The sequence below is a fragment of the Candidatus Nitrotoga sp. 1052 genome, assembly GCF_927312905.1.
In the GTDB taxonomy this organism is placed as follows: Bacteria; Pseudomonadota; Gammaproteobacteria; order Burkholderiales; family Gallionellaceae; genus Nitrotoga.
The window spans coordinates 1-20,929 of the sequence record NZ_CAKMHQ010000015.1 but is presented as its reverse complement, the minus strand read 5'-3'; the positions used below and the strand labels follow the sequence as shown (position 1 = coordinate 20,929).

The following is a 20,929-nucleotide window of genomic DNA, read 5'->3' as shown; positions in this document are numbered from 1 at the left end:
GATATCTGCTTGAAGGAGTCTGCCATGTCACAAGAAAAGGATTTGTTTCCGCACCAGGATATCTTGGCCCAGTTGCACGAAAGCCTGCCGCTGTCCGATAAGCTGCGTTTCCTGCACCAGGTGATCCGCGAGGATTTTCCGTTCATCGATCGCCTGGCCATCGCTCTTTTTGATGAAAAAACTAACATGCTCAAAACTTATACCCATAGTAGCGAGGGTGCCAGTCCACTGGCCGCGTATGAAGTGCCGCTCGCAGCCGCTTCATCACTGCGCGAGATCATACGGCGCCGCCGTCCGCGTGTGGTGCAGGATATGTCTATTTTCGCCCATGGCATCCAGGAGCACACCAAACGTGTAGCGAGCAAGGGTTATCAGGCCAGCTACACCATGCCGCTCTACCAGAGCAACACTTTCATCGGCTTCTTGTTTTTCAACTCATTCAAGCCCCACCCATTCGCGCCTGAAATGCTGCGTCAGATCGATATCTACGGTCATCTTATTGCCCTGATGGTCATCAATGAACTGACCGCCATCCGCACCCTGCTGGCTGCGGTGCAGGCAGCGCGCAGTATGACCCACTATCGTGACATTGAAACCGGTTCGCACATCGACCGCACCGCGCACTATGCCCGCCTCATCGCGCGTGAACTGTCTCCGCGCTACAATCTCAGCGACGAGCAGATCGAACATATTTTTATGTTCTCGGCGCTGCATGATATTGGCAAGATCGGTATCCCGGACTGTATCCTGCGCAAACCAGGCAAGCTTGATGAAGCCGAATTCAAGGTGATGATGACCCACCCGGAAAAAGGCCGCGAGATTATTGACGTCATACTCGAGGATTTCGGCCTAGGCACATTTGGCCATGTCAGTATCATGCGCAATATTGCCGAATACCATCATGAGGCCATTGATGGCAGCGGCTATCCCAAAGGCTTAAAGGGAGATGAAATTCCCATAGAGGCGCGTATCAGTGCCGTGGCAGACATATTCGACGCGCTTACCTCGCGCCGCCCCTACAAGGCACCGTGGAGCAACGATGACGCCTTCGCCATGCTGCGGCGTCTGGCCGACAGCAAACTTGATCGTGACTGCGTCGACGCCATGCTTAAAAACATCGACAAGGTGCAGGAGATTCAGCAGCGCTTTCGCGACCAAGAGGTGGTTTAAAAAACAGAGATCGAAGAAACAAGAACGGGTAGAGTAGTAGAGAACAGTCTCTCGCCTTGACCTTATTCGTTGGACCCCCACATCGAATAGGCGGGCTACTTCTTGCTCACCTCGCCGCGCTGAGCTTCAGACGGTTGGGACGCTTTCAACGCGAGTTCCTTGCAGGTTACGAGCGGCATTTCGACACGGTCCAGATCAGCGGTGAATCCCGACAGGCGCACTGGCTTTCCCCTAGCTCTCAGCTTGACAAAGCCTGGCCCATTGTAGCTCGGCTCAAGAAGCTCAAGCGAGGCCTTGGCAAAGCCGTCTGACGCCAGCTTGGAGGAAGGAATTTTCACTCGAACAATCTGTGAAAGCTGAAGTACCTTTGCAGCTGATGCTCCAACCCGTACCTCCAAAGATCCAGTTGGTTCGTCAACCGAAATCCGTGCCCTCTGAAGGGTTGTGGTGTTCCCACTCTTTCGATCAGTACAAATAGCCTCAACGGTTCTGGCCCCACTCGGCCGCGGAGGATTGATGCCATTGCAGTAAGCCGTTGTGGCGAATAGTCCACAAAGAAGCAGCGGAGTTGAGTGCCAGCGTCGAATCTTGAACATGGTGCAACCTCACTGTTGGTTGATTTGTCTCACTATCATTGAAGCGACATTATCAGTGCCCTTATTTCCTATGTCTACAACGTAGGCCTTTATCTTCGTGTGTTCATCGAACGAATCAAATGTCGGGTCGAAGGATGCACAAGGGCTATGGTCTCTGTTTGTCGGTGTGCAGTACAGGCCAGTGAGCCACTTGTCAATTGATGCCGAGGCGGTGTTTAGGCCGACGGCGTAGCTTCTGAGAGCAGTGTCTATAGAAGGAGCAGTCGTTGTTTCAGTTACTTCCTGGAAGACAACGGATAGCGCCAGTACCTTTGCATAAGCGTCATAGCGTTTAAGCTTGATCTCAGCGATCTTGTTGACATACTGAAGATACGTGGCCTCATCGATTTCTACCCGCTGCGTCAGTGGCAAGACTGCGTAGTACTCCTGCCATAGCGAATTGCTGTACAGAAGAAACTGTGCAAGACAGTCCTGCATAAGCGCCACCTGTTGCTTCCTATTTTCGTACCGTCGCTGAAAGTCTGGGACCAGTACCGATGTAACCAATGACCCGACAAGGAGCAACACGAATCCGTTGCTCAGGTATGCAAGGGCTTGAGCCAGTCGAGTCTTTGGCGGCTCGGCCGGACGAGCTTCGCGCGCTGCAATCAGTGCGTATCGAACTTCGGCGCGAATCTTTATGCGTTCTGGCTCGGTGAGTTCGTAAGTTTCAGTGGTCGAATCGTCACTCATTGTCCCAGTGCTCCAGGAATGGGGTCCAACGTTTCAAATAACCGTCCGCAAGAACGGGGGCGGTTCCAACTTTGCTACATTTTCTTTCGGTCTTCTTCAAATTTACGCACTGCGCGACTTACCGTCAGGTAGTGTACCCCGAAATAACCCCCGTCTCTGCCATCGTTAAGCGCCGGATAGGAAGCCTGAGTTGTCGCCTGATCTTTATCCGGGCGTCGCATCCGTTACTCATCTGCCTCGCTTTCTACCCGTGAAATCAGAGTACGGCGTTAGCCGGGTTCTTCAGTCTGCTTTGGCGGCGCCAAGATAACCGCGCCGAAATTCGGCATCCATTTGCTGGACATAGAAAGCAATCCAGGTATGCATGGGGGCGTTTGATTCGGGTGATGGGTGGAGCGGTTCGTTGTCCCGATGAATTATGGTACGCCATGCATGATCCAGATTGGGGTGCAATTTTTCCAATACCCGGGCGGCTTTACCGGCGTGCTCCATGTTCCTGCAGCGTTCGTCGAATGAGACGGCATGTCGGTGTGCAGCAGTGGCGCCCGCAACGAACTGGGAATATCCGCCGCTGGCCACCCAACGTACGCCGAACTCAAAGTCGTCCCAGGCATCGTTTAAAAAGCGCTCATCAAAACCGCCGAGCGACTGGAATTTGGCTTTCTTGATTGAGGCATTGCCGGCATAGAAAAATGTCTTGGGCCAGACCGCTAAAATACGGCGCATGGGAACGCCGAATATTTTGCCGGAGTCTTCCAGCCAGCGCGCGAAGATGTCTTTTCGGAAGTTGTCAGGAAATAGCCCCGGGCCTATGCCCACAGCGTTGAGATCAGGGTTCAATGTGTGGTATTCCGCGTAAGCGGCAATCAGGCCGGGGGAGGGATCGAAGTCGTCCGCGAGAAACACCAGCAGGTCACCATCGGCCTGAGCGACAGCCATGTTGTTTTGGGTCGCCCGCGCCGGGCTTGAACAAGTGAGTAATGACGCCGAAATCGCAGGATGCTGTTGGCGAAATTCAGCGAATGCCCGCGATGTGGAAGCTCTGGCCTGTCCATCGACGAGGATGACCTCGAACGCATCATGGGGGTAGGTCTGGGCTGCGAGTGAAGCGAAGAAATTCTGCTGTTTGTGTTTAAAAACATCGGGTTCGGACGCCACGATTAAAGAAACTCGCATGATTCTTCTCCAATCCGGTTTGAGGGTGTTAGCGAAAGGGGAACATGAAGCGCCTGCTCGATTAACTCAATCGGTAAGTGTTGCAATGCATCGGTTGCACCCAGCAGGGCAAGAAACTCACCGCCCCAGTTGGCAAACGTAGGCGCAAAAGGATTTGGCCAAGTGGGTTGGTTTTGCGCAAGGCTGACGAAAGCAGCCATGACCTTGCCGTGTTCCATGCGCGGTGCACCGGCGGCTTCGGTGATGGTATTGCGATCATGGATGCGGTATTCGTATAGCGGGTGCGGCACCGATACCGGCTCGCACTGCAGCGTTGCACGCAGGCAAAAATCCCAATCATGGTTATAGCGATAGTCGCGAAACCCACCCAAGGTTTCCCAGAGGCGCTTGCGGAACATCAGATTGCCGCTGGAAATGGCCGAGTTCGCGCGCAGCATCGCCAGACCAAGTGTGCAAGACATGACCGTTGCATTCTGGGCCGCCATCAATGTGGCGACGCGTGCATCGGCAAGGTGGCCAAGGGGTTGGCCGTGTGTGTCTATATATGAAACACGCGCGTAGCCCCAATCGGCATTGCTTTCCAGCAACATGGGCAGCATCGTCGCTATGCGCTCTGCCGGCAGTCGGTCATCGGAATTGAGCAACTGGATAAAATCACCCTTGGCTAATGCGATGCCCTGGTTCAGGGTGGCTGCAGCCCCCCGGTTTTCGCGGGCGATGAACGTTACCGGAAACGGGGCCGCAACAAGCGCAGCACGACAGTGTTCAACCGTGCCGTCGATGGAGCCGTCGTCAATCACGATTAATTCCAGCGGGTGTCGTGTCTGGGCAAACACTGAAGCGATCGCCTCGGAGATATATCGTGCGTGCATGTAAGCCGGCATCACAACCGATACGGTTGGAAGTTTCGGAGGAGGCGTCTGGCTGCGCTGGTCTTTGTTCGCTTTGGCGCCTGTAAATGCCGGGTGCATGCATCGATACTCGACGAGTTTATTCTGCAAAAACGAAGACAGATGATTCGGACAGATAGACGCCAATAGCAAGCCGAGATTGGACCAGAAACCGGGAAAATGCACGGCGGAGGTGGATAGCAACGCGGCAAAAGCCGCGCGCGATTCATCCATGAGACCGAGCTGATAGAGCGTGACGGCTCTCATGTGAGCGACTTCCCAATCTTCGCTCTGTTCCCGGAGGACGGCATCGTAAGCCTCAATAGCCTGAAAGAACCTTCCCTCTCGTTGCAAGGCGAGCCCCGCCTGACGATTGCGCTCGTGTCTCGCTGCCGCAGTTGACGCGTTGCTGTTCAGCAAACCACAGCAGTGCTTGTAGCGCAGCCCACTTTTGCATCGGCAAGGTGTGTTCCGCGATGAGACAGGGATTCCGTTTTGATGGCGTACTAATGGCATATGGTGAGAATGGCCAAGTAGACTTACAATTTCTGAATGAGAAACATTTTCGGGCTGGATATGCGCGATATCTCAGCAATTATACGCGCCCGATCGTCGAACATAGGTAGAGCATTCGTGAATAAAACACAATGTGACAAGTAATTGCTCGTATTCCATGACGTTATGTTCGACGGCGTACAGACTCGAAAATCATTTCGATGACATGCTTATTATAGACTTGCAAGATAAAGACACATGCAAAAAGGCAATAAAGTCAGCAACCTCGTCTATTCAAATCAAATTATCAGCGCTGGGCTCTCTGGAGTGCCGGAACTAATGGCAACGATGTCGACAGGCTTGCTCCTCCTCCACGATAAGAACGCAGTTTGATGGGTATGGCAAAAAGAAAAGAGAAAGTTGAGATGGGTGGGACTAAAAGTGGCGCGGTGCCGTCTGACGCGTTGGTGTTATTCGGTGCAACGGGTGATCTCGTTTACAAAAAGATCTTCCCGGCGCTCTACGCAATGGCGAAGCGCGGCGTCCTCAACGTACCGGTGGTCGGCGTCGCTTCCTCGCAATGGAGTCTGGCACAGCTCCGAAAACGGGCGACGGACGGTATAAAAAAATCCGGCAAGATCGATGACAAGCAGGCTTTGAGTCATCTTCTTTCCCTGCTCCGGTACGTGGCGGGCGACTATAGCGATCCGGCTACGTACAAAGCGATCAAGGAGACGCTGGCAGATGCCCAGCGCCCAGCGCATTACCTTGCCATACCGCCCGAACTTTTCGCGGTGGTCATAAAAGGACTCGGCGCAGCTGGCTTGGCTGAGAATGCGCGCGTTATCGTGGAAAAGCCGTTCGGGCGTGATCTGGCATCCGCGCGTGAGCTTAACTTCATTGCAAAATCGGTATTCCCGGAAGATTCCATATTTCGTATCGACCACTATCTAGGAAAGGAGGCGATCATGAATATTCTTTATTTTCGCTTCGCCAATTCGTTCCTGGAGCCGATCTGGAACCGCAACTGCATAGCTAGTGTCCAGATAACGCTAGCCGAGAATTTCGGCGTAGAGGGTCGCGGTGAATTTTACGAAAGCGCTGGCTGTCTGCGCGATGTCATTCAGAACCACCTGTTCCAGGTCGTTGCGCTGCTTGCCATGGAGCCGCCGGCCTATCAGGGCTATGAAGCCGTACACATCGAGAAGGCAAAAATCTTTAAAGCCATGTGCCCTCTGCAGCCGGACGACTTGGTGCGCGGCCAGTATGTTGGTTACCGGAAGGAGCCTCATGTGGCGAAAGGCTCCGACGTTGAGACTTTCTGCGCTCTGCGGCTGTTCATCGACTCGTGGCGTTGGGCGGGCGTACCCTGGTACTTGCGTTCCGGCAAATTTCTGGCTACAACAGCGGCAGAAGTGCTGATTCAGCTGAAACCGCCGCCGCAAAGGCTGTTCGACGATTCAGCTCCGGCGAATGGTCGAGCCAACTATCTGCGCTTCCGGCTCTCTCCCGGTTTCGTAATAGCCCTCGCTGCTCGCGTTAAACGCGTAGGCAAGGAGTTCATCGGCGATCAGCAAGAGCTTGATTTGTTTTATAAGCAGCCGAAAGAGGAAACACCCTATGCGCGGCTCCTGACAGATGCTATGGCCGGTAACGGCACGCTTTTTACCCGTGAGGATGCGATTGAGGCCGCCTGGGCGGTGGTCGAGCCAGTTCTTGCAACCCATCATTCTGCACTCCCCTACCAACCTGGCAGCTGGGGACCGAAAAAATCTGATGCGCTGATAGCAGCAGACGGAGGTTGGTTTAATCCCATACCAGAGGGGGCAGCAACATGATATCTGCCCGCCAGCTGAATCAACGGTGCAGCGCATAGGCGATCTGACAATTTCGATTTGCCCGCATTGCTAGATACCATCAAAGCCACTCATGCATAACAGGAGAAACCATGAAGCCCACACAACAACTGCATAACCTTGGTCAGAGACTCTGGCTCGACAACATCACACGCGAACTTCTGACCAGCGGCACATTACGCCGCTACATTGACGAATTGTCTGTAACGGGGCTCACTTCTAACCCCACGATTTTCGATAACGCCATTAATAAGGGCGCTTTCTACGACGAGTCCATCCGTCAAAAAACGCTAGCGGGCAAATCCGGCGAAGCACTGTTCCTTGAGCTGGCCCTGGAGGATTTAACCCAGGCGGCCGACCTCTTTCGTCCGATTCATGATGCCACTGACGGGGTTGATGGCTGGGTATCGCTGGAAGTGTCGCCTTTGCTGGCCGACGATACGGCCGGCACCATAAAAGCGGCGATACAACTTCATGCGCGAGCAAACCGTCCCAATCTTTTCATCAAGATTCCAGGCACTCGTGCGGGTATACCTGCGATTGAAGAGGCCATTTTTGCAGGCGTGCCGGTGAATGTCACGTTGCTGTTCTCGCGCGAGCATTACATCGCAGCAGCCGAAGCGTATATGCGCGGCATAGAACGACGCATCGCCAGCGGCCTTGATCCTGTCGTTAATTCCGTAGCATCGATTTTTGTCAGCCGCTGGGATGCGGCTATCAAAGAAAAAATTCAGCCTGGGCTAAGCAATCGTCTAGGCATTGCAATCGCCATGCGCACCTACAAAGCGTATCGCGACTTGCTCGCATCACCGCGTTGGCAGAAGCTGGCCAATTCTGGAGCCCAGCAGCAACGTCTGCTTTGGGCCAGCACAGGCACCAAGGATCCTGATGCCTCAGACATCCTTTACGTCGAAGCGCTCATGGCACCCGACACCATCAATACCATGCCTGAGAAGACGTTACTCGCTTTTGCCGATCATGGCGAAGTGAATGGCGCCCTGCCGGTTGATGGCGGCTATGCCGAAAGCGTACTCGCCGAATTCACGGAAGAAGGCATTAACGATGAAACACTAGCCGCCGACCTTCAGCGCGAAGGCACCGAAGCTTTTGCCAAGTCATGGATCGACCTGATGGCTTGCATCAAATCAAAGAGTGACAAATTGACGAAAGGTAATTAAGCATGCCTGCACGTTGCCCTGCGCGATAAAGTTAAAGATGGCTTTGCAGGGGCTAGCTTGTAACTCAATGTTAGACAATCATGCTCATTGCGCCAGAACGCTGCGAGGAACAATGGATGTGGAGTAAACCATGACCGACCAAACTCAACTCGACCAGCTTTGCATCAACACTATTCGCACACTTTCCATCGACGCCGTGCAAAAGGCGCAATCGGGCCATCCGGGCACGCCGATGGGTGCCGCCCCAACGGTTTATTGTCTGTGGCAGCGCTTCCTGCGTTACGATCCAGAGGATCCAGAATGGCCAAACCGCGATCGCTTCGTTCTTTCCGCCGGCCACGCCTCGGCATTGCTCTATAGCTTGCTGTATTTATCCGAGGTCAAGGCGACGAGCCCAAGTTACGAATTGGCGGATCGGCTTGCTGTGACACTCGATGACCTCAAGAATTTTCGTCAGGCCGGGAGCCGCTGCACTGGACACCCCGAGTACGGATGGACTTCCGGCGTGGAAACCACCACTGGTCCGCTCGGACAGGGTGTTGCGGTCAGCGTCGGCATGGCGATTGCCGAGCGCTGGCTTGCGGCCACTTATAATCGGCCCAATTACGATCTGTTCGAACATAACATCTACGCGCTATGCAGCGACGGCGACATGATGGAGGGAGTCAGCAGTGAGGCAGCGTCGCTGGCAGGGCACCTTAAACTGGCCAATCTTTGCTGGATCTACGACGACAATAACGTCTCGATCGAAGGATCGACCGACATTACCTTTACCGAAGATGTGGCCGCCCGATTTGCGGCTTACGGTTGGCATGTTGTGCGCGTCAATGATGCGAACGACATAACATTATTAGCGCATGCCTATGAAACTTTCCTTGATACTCATGACCGTCCCACGCTGATTATTGTGCGGTCTCACATCGGCTATGGGGCGCCGCACAAGCAGGACCGGCGAGAAGCACACGGCGAGGCACTTGGCCCCGAAGAAGTGCGACTGGCGAAGAAGTTTTTCGGCTGGGATCCTGACTCGCAATTTTATGTGCCGGAGGGCGTTTCGGCACACTTCAAGGCTCAGCTTGGCAGTCGCGGAGCAACCAAGCATGCCGCTTGGGAACAATTGTTTGCAGCCTATCACACGCAGTATCCGGATCTGGCCAAACAGATCGACTGCATGCAAATGCGTGGCCTGCCGGAAAACTGGGCTAGCGCGCTACCGGCGTTTCCGGCAGACCAGAAGGGTATCGCAACGCGCGATTCATCGGGCAAGGTGTTAAATGCGATTGCTGGAAAAATGCCGTGGTTGCTTGGCGGCGCAGCAGATCTTGCACCCTCGACAAAAACAGAATTAAAAGATGCGTTTTATGGCGATTTTCAGGCACCCAGGCGGGATGACAACGGGGGTGGCAATTACGGCGGACGCAATGTCCATTTCGGCGTGCGCGAGCATGCGATGTGTGCCATTGCCAGTGGAATGAGCTTGTCAAAATTGCGTCCTTACGCCGCAAGTTTTTTCATTTTTACGGACTATTGCCGCGCGGCAATTCGGCTGAGCGCAATGATGGAAATTCCCGTCATCTATATCTGGACCCATGATTCAATTAGCTTGGGAGAAGACGGGCCGACGCACCAGCCCATCGAGCATCTTGCTTCTTTGCGTGCGATGCCCGGCATGATTGTATTTCGGCCGGCGGATGCCAATGAAGTCGTCGAAGCGTGGCGTGTCATTATGCAGCTCAAGGATCGTCCGGTTTGCCTCGTACTAACACGGCAGGCAGTAACCACCCTGGATCGCACCAAATATGCATGTGCGAGTGGCGTATCGCGCGGCGCTTACGTGCTGGCCGATGCTCCGGACCACAAGCCCGATGTACTGCTGCTGGCTACCGGTAGCGAAGTCTCACTCTGCATTACTGCTTATGAGCAGCTGAAATCCGAAGGGATTAAGGCGCGCGTAGTCAGTATGCCGTCATGGGAGTTGTTCGAAAATCAAAGCCGGGAATACCGCGACAGCGTGCTACCACCCGGGATCACGGCACGCGTCGCAGTCGAAGAGGCATCCACTTTCGGCTGGGAACGCTATACCGGCTTCGATGGCGCTATCCTTGGTCTGCGCACCTTCGGGCTGTCTGCACCGACGAAGGTCGTCGAGCAGCACTTCGGCTTTGAGTCCGCTCACGTTGTGGCGGCTGCAAGGGCACAAATCACGCGCAACGCTTTGGAGAAGTGAGCATGAATCCCGTTGGGCTATCGCGTTCGCGGAATTTATCAAGTACAGGAGGCACCAAATGAGCAGCTTCGAAGATACGAACATAAAAATAAATCCCTTGGCAGGCAAACCTGTTGGGCTATCGGCGCTGGTAGACATACCCAAACTTGTTACCGCCTACTACACGGAAACACCGGACCCATCTGTGCCTGCACAAAAGGTCACGTTCGGCACCTCGGGACATCGTGGTTCAGCATTAGCAACAAGCTTCAATGAATGGCATGTTCTTGCTATCTGTCAGGCCATTTGCCAGTACCGCGAGCAGCAGGGTATCAATGGTCCGCTATTCCTCGGCATCGACACGCATGCATTATCCATGCCGGCGTACGCCAGCGCACTGGAAGTACTGGCGGCCAATCGTGTTGAGGTGATGATTGCGGAAAACGACGAATATACTCCTACCCCGGTAATTTCTTACGCGATCCTCGTTTACAACCGCGGACGCGAAAAAGGACTGGCAGACGGCATAGTCATCACGCCTTCGCACAATCCACCCCAGGACGGCGGGTTCAAGTACAACCCGCCACATGGCGGGCCCGCAGAGAATGCTATAACAGCCTGGATTGAAACCAGGGCCAATGAGTTTCTCAAAGACGGCCTCAAAGGCGTGAAAAGAATTCCTTACGAACAGGCCCTGCGTGCTTCCACGACTCACCGATACGACTATCTTAATGCTTATGTAAACGATCTCGGTAGCGTAATCGATATGAACGCAATTCGCGATGCGAACATTAACATGGGCGTGGATCCGCTTGGCGGCGCTGGCGTTCACTACTGGACCGCGATTGCCCATCGCTATAGCCTGGACCTCACGGTTGTGAACAAAGTCATCGATCCGACATTCCGCTTCATGACCGTCGATTGGGATGGCCAAGTCCGCATGGATCCGTCCTCTCCTTATGCCATGCAAGGGTTAATAGGCCTTAAAAATCGCTTCGACATTGCTTTTGCTTGCGACACTGACCACGATCGGCACGGGATCGTCACCCGGAGCACAGGTCTGCTACCGCCGAACCATTATCTTTCTGTCGCCATTAACTATCTTTTCCAGCACCGGCCGAAATGGAGCAAGTCAGCGGCAGTTGGCAAGACGGTAGTAAGTAGCCAGATGATAGACCGTATTACCACGAAGCTTGGCCGCAAGCTCTACGAGGTACCCGTCGGCTTCAAGTGGTTTGTGGATGGCTTGTTCGAGGGGTCACTTGGTTTTGGTGGGGAAGAAAGTGCAGGCGCTTCTTTTCTTCGAACCGATGGATCTGTATGGACAACCGACAAGGATGGCATCATTTTGGCTTTGCTGTCGGCGGAAATTACCGCGCGCATGAACCGTGATCCCGGCGAAATATACCGCGAGTTAACGCATGAATTCGGCGAGCCTGTTTACGAACGCATTGATGCGCCGGCTACGCCAGCGCAAAAGGAAATGCTGGCGAAACTCTCGCCACAGCAGATCCGCTCCACAGATTTGGCTGGCGAAAAAATTCAGACTATCCTGACCCACGCGCCAGGTAACGGCGCGTCCATTGGCGGATTGAAGGTAATTTCAGAACAAGGGTGGTTTGCGGCGCGTCCGTCCGGCACAGAAAACATTTACAAAATCTATGCCGAGAGCTTTCGTGGAGTTGATCATTTACACCGCATTCTGACAGAAGCACAAACCATCATCAGCGATACTCTGGCAACGGACTCAGTAGCGCCTGAAAAGCGTGGATGACACTGATTATAATCAGAATAATTGCAAACGAGCATTGCTTGGCGGTATGAGTGGACGCCATCGGCGAACCCGGTATGTTCGATACCGCACGGAATGGTTTTTGTTACCCGCTTAGTATCAACACCCGATTCTTAATTGCTATTTAGGGCACCTCTAAAAATCAAATTTTCGTCACAATACGGCGTTACTCGAAAAAAATTATCGCTTACATATCAACTATATGCCGCGCTCAAATTTTTTACTCGTGCCTTGTCTTGCTTAGAAACTTTAATTTTTAGAGGCGCCCTTTATTCTAATGAAAGGGAATGACATGAAAAATATATTGCATCCGCAAAAACACACCGCATCTCCGGCTAAAACCAAGGGATCCAAGCTGGAAACTGCTACGGACGATAGAGAGATGGGCGTCACCCCTGAGCAACGCCATCAAATGATCGCTGAAGCAGCATACCGGCGAGCCCAGAAGCGCAGCTTCGTGGGAGGCAACCCCGAAAATGACTGGTATGAAGCGGAAGCGGAAATCGGCCAGCTATTTTCCCAGTCATCAGAACTCCATAATGAACCGCAGCACTGAAGACGAATTGCAGGCAACTATCACTGATATGGTAGTGCCGTGCAAGGGCATCCTTGCTGCCGATGAGAGCACCCCTACCATAGCAAAACGTTTTGCAGCAATAGGGGCCACATCTACAGTCGAGTTGCAGCGCGCCTATCGCTCGCTACTGTTTACTACGCCAGGCATTGAGAAATTTATTAGCGGGGCAATCTTGTTTGAGGACACACTTGAACAAATAGCAGACGACGGCACCCCGCTGCCCGAGGTCTTGGTTAGAAAAGGTATTGTGCCTGGCGTCAAGGTGGACAAAGGCAAGATTCCCTTGGCAAACGCATTCGGCGATGAGATCACTCAGGGACTAGACGGCTTGGCCGAGCGCCTCCGCATTTATAAAGTACAAGGAGCTCGTTTTGCCAAGTGGCGAGAGGTGTACTCGATCAGTGAACAAAATCCAACGATACTCGGCATTGAAGCCAATGCGGAAATGCTGGCACGCTACGCGGCTGTCTGCCAGGAGGAAGGTTTCGTGCCTATTGTTGAGCCCGAGGTGCTAATTGATGGAAATCACACATTGGAGCGCTGTTTTGAAGTTACCGAGGCGGTGATACATGCCGTCTTTCAAGCGCTGCATCGCCATAGAGTGATCATGGAATACACCGTGCTCAAGCCGAGCATGGTGCTGCCGGGTAAAGAACATCCTGTTAAGGCAAGTCCGGAGCAAGTGGCTGCGGCTACGATTAAGGTATTGCGCCGCACGGTACCTGCGGCAGTGCCCAGCATAAATTTCCTGTCTGGAGGTCAGTTACCCGAGGAAGCGACGGCCAACCTTAACGCTATTAATATTTTGTTTCCCAATGCACCTTGGGCATTGTCGTTCTCCTATGCACGCGCCTTGCAGCAACCAGCTTTAAAGGCTTGGGCGGGCAAGGCTGAAAATGGGTTTGCCGCTCAACAGGTGTTTTACCATCGCGCCCAGCTAAATGGCTGGGCGAGCTGTGGTAAATATAATTCCGAATTGGAAAAATGAAACTGGGCATGTCAATCGGTATGGCATAACCGTTGCGCCTGGAGGGAAGCGCATGACAGAACAAATACATATCAGCCATTCGATGGAAAGCCATCCATGCGAGGACTTGGAAGGATTTGATGCACTAGTCGAGCTTGCATTGGACATGCGCTCATCATGGAGCCACGGTGCCGACTCAATATGGCGGCATCTTAACCCTGAGCTTTGGGATATGACTCATAATCCTTGGGTTGTCTTGCAAACACTCCCGTGCGAAAAATTTGTGTGCGATTTAGCCGATCCCACCTTCTGCAAGAAAATCGATGAATTGGTGCAGGCCAGGCGAGCCTCTGCGAAAGCGCCCGCTTGGTTTCAGCAAACCTATCCGCAATCCACCCTAAGCTGTGTCGCATATTTTTGCATGGAATTTATGTTGAGCGAAAATCTTCCCATATACTCGGGCGGGCTTGGCAATGTGGCTGGCGATCAGCTCAAGGCTGCCAGCGATTTAGGTGTGCCGGTCATCGGCGTGGGGCTGCTTTACCAACAAGGCTATTTTCGCCAAGTGATAGACAGTGATGGTATGCAACAAGCTCTCTATCCATTTAACGAGCCCGGGCAGTTGCCAATCACACCGTTGCGTCACCCGAATGGTGAGTGGTTGCGATTAGAGATTGTGCTGCCCGGCTATTCGGTCTGGCTACGCACCTGGCAGGTTCAGGTCGGCAGAGTAAAGCTGTACCTGCTGGATAGCAATGATGCAGCGAATTACCCCGCGCATCGCGGCATTACCAGCGAACTTTACGGAGGCGGGCCGGAGGTGCGCCTCAAGCAGGAGTTACTGCTCGGGATTGGCGGATGGCGGTTGCTGGCTGCACTCGGCATTGAGCCTGAAGTCTGTCACCTGAACGAAGGGCATGCGGCCTTCGCCATTCTGGAGAGGGCGCGAAGTTTCATGAAATTGACCGGACAGTCGTTCGAAGTCGCACTCGCCGTTACGCGAGCGGGCAATCTCTTCACCACTCATACAGCGGTGGCCGCAGGTTTTGACCGTTTCGCTCCGGCTCTGATTGAGCAATACCTGAAGAACTATGCTGAACAGCAGCTCGGCATAACGCTCCACGATTTGCTTGCACTTGGTCGCCTGAACCCGAACGACTCATCGGAAAGTTTCAATATGGCCTATTTGGCGATTCGTGGGAGCGGGGCCGTGAATGGCGTGAGCCGTCTGCATGGGAAAGTGAGCCGGCACCTCTTTGAGCCACTTTTTCGGTACTGGCCGCTGGACGAAGTGCCGGTCGGACATGTAACCAACGGGGTTCATGTGCCGACCTGGGACTCAATAGCGGCCGATGAACTTTGGACAAATGTTTGTGGAAAGGATCGCTGGCTAAGGGCGACGGAAACCTTGGAACAAGACATTCGCGATATTCCCGACGCAAAGCTCTGGCAACTGCGCACCGATAGCCGCAAATCTCTCATCGAATATGCACGCGAACGATTATGCCGGCAACTGGCCGCATCTGGTGCATCCACCGAGGCAGTTGACAGGGCAAAGCATCTGCTGGATCCGAATACCTTGACGCTGGGCTTTGCACGACGCTTCGCGACCTACAAGAGACCGGATTTACTGTTGCATGATCTGGGTCGGCTGCTGCACATACTCACTAATAACCCACAACGTCCGGTACAGATTATCTTGGCGGGTAAGGCACATCCGGCGGACCAGGCAGGTCGCGCACTGATTCAGAGATGGACGCAGTTCATTGGTCAGGGCACGTCACATCCACCGATAATTTTCTTGGCCGATTACGATATGTTGGTAGCCGAGCGTTTGGTGCAAGGTGTGGATGTTTGGGTCAATACGCCCCGGCGACCGTGGGAGGCAAGCGGAACAAGCGGCATGAAGGTGCTCGTCAATGGCGGTATCAACCTATCCGAATTAGACGGTTGGTGGGCTGAAGCCTACACGCCGGAAGTAGGATGGGCATTGGGGGACGGCAAAGAACACGGCGATGATCCGGCTTGGGACGCTGCTGAAGCGGAAGCGCTCTATGACCTGCTTGAACATGAAGTTATCCCGGAGTTCTATAACCGCAACCAGGAGGGGATTCCCACCGCCTGGGTAGCGCGGATGCGGGAAAGTATGGCACGCTTAACGCCGCGCTTTTCCACGAACCGTACTGTGCGCGAATATACCGAGCAACACTATCTTCCCGCTGTCTCAGCCTACCGCGAACGCATGGTCGAAAAGGGCGCAATTGGCGTGCAGATAGTTAATTGGCGGCACAATTTGGATCAAAACTGGGCCGCGCTACGCTTCGGCGAAGTGAAGGTTGAGACTAACGGGGAACAACACATATTTGAAGTGCAGGTCTACCTCAATGACCTCGACTCGAATGCCGTGCGAGTCGAGCTGTATGCCGATGGCATCAATGGAGGCAGTCCGATACGGCAAGAAATGGCGCGCATCTGTCAACTGGCGTATTCGATTGGCGGGTACATATATAGTGGGGCAGTGTCGGCAACCCGACCATCGACTGACTTTACCGCGCGAATAATTCCATATTACCCCGGTGTATCGGTACCTTTGGAAACAGCTCACATCCTATGGCAGCGGTAATTTTTTCAGAAACCACACCATGAAGATTCTGCGGAAAATCTCCACGCAGCAGATTATCTGCCGCGGGATCCATGTCCCGTGATGCGCGCGAGGATCGAAACACTTCACGCTAGCTGAGCAAACAATCAGATACTTCTTCTTTGCTAGAAAGACCGGTGCACACTACCTGATCGGCAAAAAAATGTCTAAGCAAGGCTCTAAACCTATCGTATTGACCATAGGCCATTCCACACGGCCTCTGAAAGAATTTATCGATCTGCTTAAGGCCCACTCAGTTACAAGTCTCATTGATGTGCGTAGCGTGCCAAGATCTCGTCACAATCCGCAATTCAATGGCGACACGTTGTCGGCCGCACTTGAACTTCCCGGAATCCGCTATGCGCACGCTACCGGCTTGGGAGGCTTTCGCCGAACGAGTCCGGAGTCTCCGAATATGGGTTGGCGAAATGCTTCATTCCGCGGTTTTGCGGACTACATGCAGACTGCCGAATTTGCAGAAAATCTGGCGAGCCTGATGGAACTGGCAACGCATGAGCGGGTGGCGCTGATGTGTGCTGAGGCTGTCCCGTGGCGTTGCCATCGCTCGTTAATTGCGGATGCATTGTTAGTACACGGTATCCACGTCGATGAAATTATGAGCAGAATGCGCCTTCAGGCGCACGCACTTACTTCTTTTGCCAAGGTAGATGGCATGGCAATAACTTATCCACCCTATGAGATGCCCTCCTGATTCTGGTTCGCGATCGTTGTTACGGTTTGACAGCTGCTCGGCGCTATTGCTTCAGGAGTCCAATGAAATCGCTCATTTTTCACGATCAGCACAAGAGCTTTGCGAATGGATAGTTGGCATATCGCATATTTTCATATTAAAGGCAGACAAAATAAAAACATTGAGATTTCTGTGTGTTATCGCACATAACACTTTCAGAATTGCGGGGATACTTACAACAAAATATCGATGCTTTTGAGTCCTTGTTCAAGTTTTATTTCTATAAAAGGAGAGGTGCTATGCGCTTCGATCAAACAAAATGAGTGTGAAAAAAATAAAACTGGACGGCCCGAATTTCGCGACAGGCGTTGCACACTCGGTTGTAGCAGAAGGCGAGATGTTGCTCGGGCATGCACATGGTGAACCGGTTCTGCTCACGCGATCCGGCAACGAGTTGTTTGCCATTGGTGCTTTTTGCACGCACTATGGAGCGCCGCTGAATGAGGGGTTGCTGGTGGGCGACACTTTGCGTTGTCCTTGGCATCATGCCTGCTTTAGTCTGCGTACCGGAGAGGCGCTGCGCGCGCCGGCGCTAAACCCGATTTCCTGTTGGCGCGTCGAGCAATTAGATGACACTGTGTATGTTCGCGAGAAGCTCGAAAATCAAGGGCGGCAACCATCTCTAACAGAAGCTAGCCTGCAGGGGCCGATCATTATTCTGGGTGGTGGCGCAGCTGGCAATGCTGCTGCGGAAATGCTCCGTCGGGAGGGTTATGTCGGTCGCATCACCATGCTGAGCGCAGATGAATCAGAACCCTGTGACCGCCCCAATCTTTCTAAAGGTTATCTTTCAGGCACTACACCTGAGGAGTTCAATCTCCTTCGATCACCAGAGTTTTACAGAGAGCACGACATCGATTTGAAGTTGGGCACTCGAGCAACCACGATCGACACAGCGAATCGGTACGTGCAGCTCGAGAACGGCAGCCGCTATACCTATGATGCCCTGCTACTCGCCACTGGCGCCGAGCCTGTGCGACTTGAAGTGCCTGGCGGAGATCTCCCTCATGTATATTATTTGCGTACTCTGGCTGACAGTCGCACGCTTGTCGCCAAGGCGCTGGCTTCACAGCGAGCAGTAGTAATCGGTGCAAGCTTCATCGGACTGGAGGTGGCGGCATCACTTCGAAATCGTGGCATCGAAGTGCATGTGATTGGGCGAGAGACAAGTCCTATGGAGAAAATTCTGGGAGCGGATGTCGGAAATTTCATCCGCAAACTCCATGAAGAACATGGGGTGACGTTCCATCTCGATACGACTGTTACCTCGATAGATGCACATGGCATCACGTTGCAGAACGGAGAAATAATTCAAGCCGATTTTATTGTGGTTGGCATTGGCGTACGTCCGTCAATCGAACTTGCAGAACAGGCAGGGCTAGCCATGGATCGCGGTGTCACGGTAAACGAATACCTTGAAACGAGTGTTGCGGGCATATTTGCCGCTGGCGACATCGCACGCTGGCCGGATCGCCTCACCGGCGAGCACATCCGCGTTGAACACTGGGTTGTTGCTGAGCGTCAGGGGCAGACTGCGGCGCGCAATATGCTTGGACAGCGGGAACGTTTTGACGCTGTTCCATTCTTCTGGACCGAGCAGTACGATTTCGGCCTTGCTTATGTCGGCCACGCTGAGCGGTGGGACAAAGCCGAAATTGACGGACAACTTGACGCTGATACACGAAACTGCACGATCACATATCGTCGCGGTACAAAAAAATTGGCAGTGGCTACTGTTCACCGGGATCTTGACTGCTTACGCGCGGAAGTCAATTTCGAGAGAAGTATCGCCTCGAAGATGTGAGTGAAATTTCACGAAACAGAGTTCTTGCGATCGGTATTGGCATAAAAAATTACATTTGGAATGGTGAAAACGATGACCGCCTTTTTCGGAATAGATGAACACAATTCAGAAAAATTTTTTGAGCATGGAGTGGTATGCATAGATAACTCGGTAGAAAAAGAAGCCGTTTTATTTAAAACATTCCAGAGTATCAGGACTGAGGATATAGTTTTTATTAAAAACTATACTCAAGCTGCACTAAAAGTAAAAGCTGTTGGAGTTGTTTTGTCCAGCTTTTCTACAGAAAATGAGCTGGGAGTTTGCATTCCGGTTGAATGGATATGGAAAGGTGAGAAGTTTATGGAGCAATTTGGCGAAGAATTGGCACACTGCAGCGATGCACTTTATGAAGAATATAATATTTTGGTACAACGAGAAATTATAGATTTATTGCCTAGCAGGCTCCAGTTAACTGAAGAGTGGTAGAATTTTAATGGACTATTCGGGAAAACGGGCAAGCCATTATTCAATGAGTTCTTAAGCTTTAGATGTTCATGGTTTTATTTTCAGAATCCTGAAAATACAGGACGCAGATTTGGAATGAACAAGTTGAAAAACTGAACTCGGCCTGACAGACGCACAACTCAAAATCATTAACTGTCAGGCCGAGTCTTAACTACATACAGTCTTAACTACATCAAATCAATGAATCAACCACCATTTTTTTCATTGCTTACCCAAGTAAGGTTTTCGACAGGAAGTGTACGCTCGGAATAGGTAAAATAGGAAGGTTTACCTTTTCCACCAGTATCCCTGAAAACAAAGTCAATCGGCTTTTTCTCTTCTTGCGACGTTTTGAGCACTGAATAGAATGCATCTAGTGTTTCTATCTTCTTTCCATTAACGGAATTCAACATATCCATCTTTTCAATTTCATTGAAATCCCCCACTGAGCCTGCTTCGACGAAATAAACAGCAATCTTGCCCGGATTGAAATCATCTTGTCCCATATAGGGCGGAGTCTCGCAAAAAAGCATGCCCGAAAACATTATGCAAGTTTTGTCGTTAACTTTTTTTACGGGTTCAAGTTTTCCATTAATTACAAGTTTTTGCCCCTCACGCTTGATTTGTAAAGCAACATTGCCGAGCCTTCCACGGAGGGCATGAATAAGTTGGGTTTCGTTTTCGACGGTCTCCACCACACCGGGCACACCGGATACACCGAGGATTTCGTCGCCTGCCCGAAAATCGAATTTGGCAGGGTCAATCAGGCTGCGGGCAATTTTGAGTTGCATTCGTTCGTTGGGTGACTTGAAAAAAGCCAGTGGCAAATCAGGGGGCGAAGGGTCTTTCCCTTCGCGCAACAGTTCTAGCACGCGGCAAGCATAGTGCATTGGCACGGCAAAATTGCTGTTTTGGGAATCGTTCATACTGGAAGTATTGATTCCAACAATACGACCAGAAGACAGACTGATCAACGGCCCCCCCGAATTACCGGGGTTGATTGGAGCATCGGTTTGCAGCATTTCCGATTCATACTTGGCTGTATGCCCGGAAATGATGCCGCGCGTCCCAGTGAATTTCAGGCCGTTGGGGTGGCCGAAAGTGCCCACCGTACGGCCAACTCCGGGCAGATTTGTGCACTCTAATTCGGGTAAGGCTGCTGTAGCGTTTTGCATCTCTTCATTAATACTGATAATGGCCAGATCAAGGAAAGGATCAACATAAATCTTTTTTGCTGGCACGAATTTCCTGCCAAAAAAGGCAACTTCCAATCGCGCTGGTGAGCGTGACACCACGTGAGCGTTGGTCATAATCCAGCCACGCTTTGTATCCACCACAAACCCGGCTCCGAACGCGGTACCTTTTTTATCGTTTCCAAATGGAATGGAAACGGCTTTCCTGATTTGTACTGTGTAGTGCTGTGCCTTTGAGAAGACATCTTCATCGTTCTCAGCATGGGCAGAAATTACGCTGGTTAAAAGAAGACAGGCTATTATTCCAATTAAGTTAAGTTTCATTTTTGTCTCGATAATAATGAATATGACCCCATTTATACTGGGAATCAGTAGCAACCCAACGTTGACCGCCGAGTCGATTGTAATTGATTGAAGGAAAG

General features: G+C 52.3%; 17 protein-coding genes. 11 read left to right on the top strand and 6 right to left on the bottom strand.

What is annotated here, in order from left to right:
* Nucleotides 1-24: 24 nt before the first annotated feature.
* Nucleotides 25-1,170 carry an HD-GYP domain-containing protein gene (locus MJ768_RS03215; protein WP_239287924.1) on the top strand — a complete coding sequence of 382 codons (1,146 nt, stop codon included), beginning with the start codon at nt 25-27 and terminating at the stop codon, nt 1,168-1,170.
* Nucleotides 1,171-1,265: 95 nt separating this feature from the next.
* On the opposite strand, the gene MJ768_RS03210 is transcribed toward MJ768_RS03215, so the two are convergent.
* From MJ768_RS03210 to MJ768_RS03190, 5 genes are all read right to left on the bottom strand, one after another.
* A complete protein-coding gene (locus tag MJ768_RS03210) occupies nt 1,266-1,766 on the bottom strand; it encodes a hypothetical protein (RefSeq protein ID WP_239287923.1) in 501 nt (166 codons plus the stop codon).
* A gap of 9 nt (nt 1,767-1,775) precedes the next feature.
* Nucleotides 1,776-2,498, bottom strand: a complete 723-nt coding sequence (locus MJ768_RS03205; RefSeq protein WP_239287922.1) for a hypothetical protein — start codon at nt 2,496-2,498, stop codon at nt 1,776-1,778.
* Between the two features lie 74 nt (nt 2,499-2,572).
* Entirely contained in the window at nt 2,573-2,719 is a 147-nt protein-coding gene (locus MJ768_RS03200; protein WP_239287921.1) for a hypothetical protein, read from the bottom strand.
* A 61-nt stretch (nt 2,720-2,780) separates the two neighbouring features.
* Complete coding sequence (locus MJ768_RS03195; protein WP_239287920.1) at nt 2,781-3,674, bottom strand: glycosyltransferase family 2 protein; 894 nt, start codon at nt 3,672-3,674, stop codon at nt 2,781-2,783.
* Entirely contained in the window at nt 3,659-4,984 is a 1,326-nt protein-coding gene (locus MJ768_RS03190; protein ID WP_239287919.1) for a glycosyltransferase family 2 protein, read from the bottom strand. Before MJ768_RS03190 ends, MJ768_RS03195 begins: the two co-directional genes overlap by 16 nt.
* 473 nt (nt 4,985-5,457) lie before the next feature.
* On the opposite strand from MJ768_RS03190, the gene zwf reads away from it, so the two are divergent.
* The 10 genes from zwf to MJ768_RS03140 all read left to right on the top strand — a co-directional run bounded on the left by zwf (nt 5,458) and on the right by MJ768_RS03140 (nt 19,296).
* Entirely contained in the window at nt 5,458-6,897 is a 1,440-nt protein-coding gene (zwf, locus tag MJ768_RS03185) for a glucose-6-phosphate dehydrogenase (RefSeq protein ID WP_239287918.1), read from the top strand.
* 110 nt (nt 6,898-7,007) lie between these two features.
* Nucleotides 7,008-8,093, top strand: a complete 1,086-nt coding sequence (gene tal, locus MJ768_RS03180; RefSeq protein ID WP_239287917.1) for a transaldolase — start codon at nt 7,008-7,010, stop codon at nt 8,091-8,093.
* A 130-nt stretch (nt 8,094-8,223) separates the two neighbouring features.
* Nucleotides 8,224-10,320 carry a transketolase gene (tkt, locus tag MJ768_RS03175; protein ID WP_239287916.1) on the top strand — a complete coding sequence of 699 codons (2,097 nt, stop codon included), beginning with the start codon at nt 8,224-8,226 and terminating at the stop codon, nt 10,318-10,320.
* A 58-nt stretch (nt 10,321-10,378) separates the two neighbouring features.
* Complete coding sequence (pgm, locus tag MJ768_RS03170) at nt 10,379-12,073, top strand: phosphoglucomutase (alpha-D-glucose-1,6-bisphosphate-dependent) (protein ID WP_239287914.1); 1,695 nt, start codon at nt 10,379-10,381, stop codon at nt 12,071-12,073.
* Between the two features lie 310 nt (nt 12,074-12,383).
* Nucleotides 12,384-12,647: a DUF2934 domain-containing protein gene (locus MJ768_RS03165; protein WP_239287913.1), complete on the top strand. Its 264-nt coding sequence runs from the start codon at nt 12,384-12,386 to the stop codon at nt 12,645-12,647.
* Entirely contained in the window at nt 12,631-13,656 is a 1,026-nt protein-coding gene (locus tag MJ768_RS03160; protein WP_239287912.1) for a class I fructose-bisphosphate aldolase, read from the top strand. The genes MJ768_RS03165 and MJ768_RS03160 overlap by 17 nt, the downstream gene beginning before the upstream one ends.
* Before the next feature lie 52 nt (nt 13,657-13,708).
* Nucleotides 13,709-16,258 carry an alpha-glucan family phosphorylase gene (gene glgP, locus MJ768_RS03155; RefSeq protein ID WP_239287911.1) on the top strand — a complete coding sequence of 850 codons (2,550 nt, stop codon included), beginning with the start codon at nt 13,709-13,711 and terminating at the stop codon, nt 16,256-16,258.
* A 181-nt stretch (nt 16,259-16,439) separates the two neighbouring features.
* Nucleotides 16,440-16,988, top strand: coding sequence for a DUF488 domain-containing protein (locus tag MJ768_RS03150; protein WP_239287910.1), 549 nt, complete (start codon nt 16,440-16,442; stop codon nt 16,986-16,988).
* Nucleotides 16,989-17,286: 298 nt separating this feature from the next.
* Nucleotides 17,287-18,831, top strand: a complete 1,545-nt coding sequence (locus MJ768_RS03145) for an FAD-dependent oxidoreductase (protein ID WP_239287909.1) — start codon at nt 17,287-17,289, stop codon at nt 18,829-18,831.
* Nucleotides 18,832-18,903: 72 nt separating this feature from the next.
* Complete coding sequence (locus MJ768_RS03140; protein WP_239287908.1) at nt 18,904-19,296, top strand: hypothetical protein; 393 nt, start codon at nt 18,904-18,906, stop codon at nt 19,294-19,296.
* A 224-nt stretch (nt 19,297-19,520) separates the two neighbouring features.
* On the opposite strand, the gene MJ768_RS03135 is transcribed toward MJ768_RS03140, so the two are convergent.
* A partial coding sequence (locus tag MJ768_RS03135) for a S1C family serine protease (RefSeq protein ID WP_239287907.1) occupies nt 19,521-20,929 on the bottom strand: 1,409 nt, incomplete at its 5' end.

What these genes read in the sequence shown, in the direction of transcription:
- MJ768_RS03215 (WP_239287924.1), top strand. Translation starts at nt 25, where the DNA reads ATGTCACAAGAAAAGGATTTGTTTCCGCACCAGGATATCTTGGCCCAG.
- tkt (WP_239287916.1), top strand. Translation starts at nt 8,224, where the DNA reads ATGACCGACCAAACTCAACTCGACCAGCTTTGCATCAACACTATTCGC.
- glgP (WP_239287911.1), top strand. Translation starts at nt 13,709, where the DNA reads ATGACAGAACAAATACATATCAGCCATTCGATGGAAAGCCATCCATGC.
- zwf (WP_239287918.1), top strand. Translation starts at nt 5,458, where the DNA reads ATGGCAAAAAGAAAAGAGAAAGTTGAGATGGGTGGGACTAAAAGTGGC.
- MJ768_RS03210 (WP_239287923.1), bottom strand. Translation starts at nt 1,766, where the DNA reads ATGTTCAAGATTCGACGCTGGCACTCAACTCCGCTGCTTCTTTGTGGA.
- MJ768_RS03145 (WP_239287909.1), top strand. Translation starts at nt 17,287, where the DNA reads ATGAGTGTGAAAAAAATAAAACTGGACGGCCCGAATTTCGCGACAGGC.
- tal (WP_239287917.1), top strand. Translation starts at nt 7,008, where the DNA reads ATGAAGCCCACACAACAACTGCATAACCTTGGTCAGAGACTCTGGCTC.
- MJ768_RS03195 (WP_239287920.1), bottom strand. Translation starts at nt 3,674, where the DNA reads ATGCGAGTTTCTTTAATCGTGGCGTCCGAACCCGATGTTTTTAAACAC.
- MJ768_RS03140 (WP_239287908.1), top strand. Translation starts at nt 18,904, where the DNA reads ATGACCGCCTTTTTCGGAATAGATGAACACAATTCAGAAAAATTTTTT.
- MJ768_RS03160 (WP_239287912.1), top strand. Translation starts at nt 12,631, where the DNA reads ATGAACCGCAGCACTGAAGACGAATTGCAGGCAACTATCACTGATATG.
- MJ768_RS03205 (WP_239287922.1), bottom strand. Translation starts at nt 2,498, where the DNA reads ATGAGTGACGATTCGACCACTGAAACTTACGAACTCACCGAGCCAGAA.
- MJ768_RS03200 (WP_239287921.1), bottom strand. Translation starts at nt 2,719, where the DNA reads ATGCGACGCCCGGATAAAGATCAGGCGACAACTCAGGCTTCCTATCCG.
- MJ768_RS03150 (WP_239287910.1), top strand. Translation starts at nt 16,440, where the DNA reads ATGTCTAAGCAAGGCTCTAAACCTATCGTATTGACCATAGGCCATTCC.
- MJ768_RS03165 (WP_239287913.1), top strand. Translation starts at nt 12,384, where the DNA reads ATGAAAAATATATTGCATCCGCAAAAACACACCGCATCTCCGGCTAAA.
- pgm (WP_239287914.1), top strand. Translation starts at nt 10,379, where the DNA reads ATGAGCAGCTTCGAAGATACGAACATAAAAATAAATCCCTTGGCAGGC.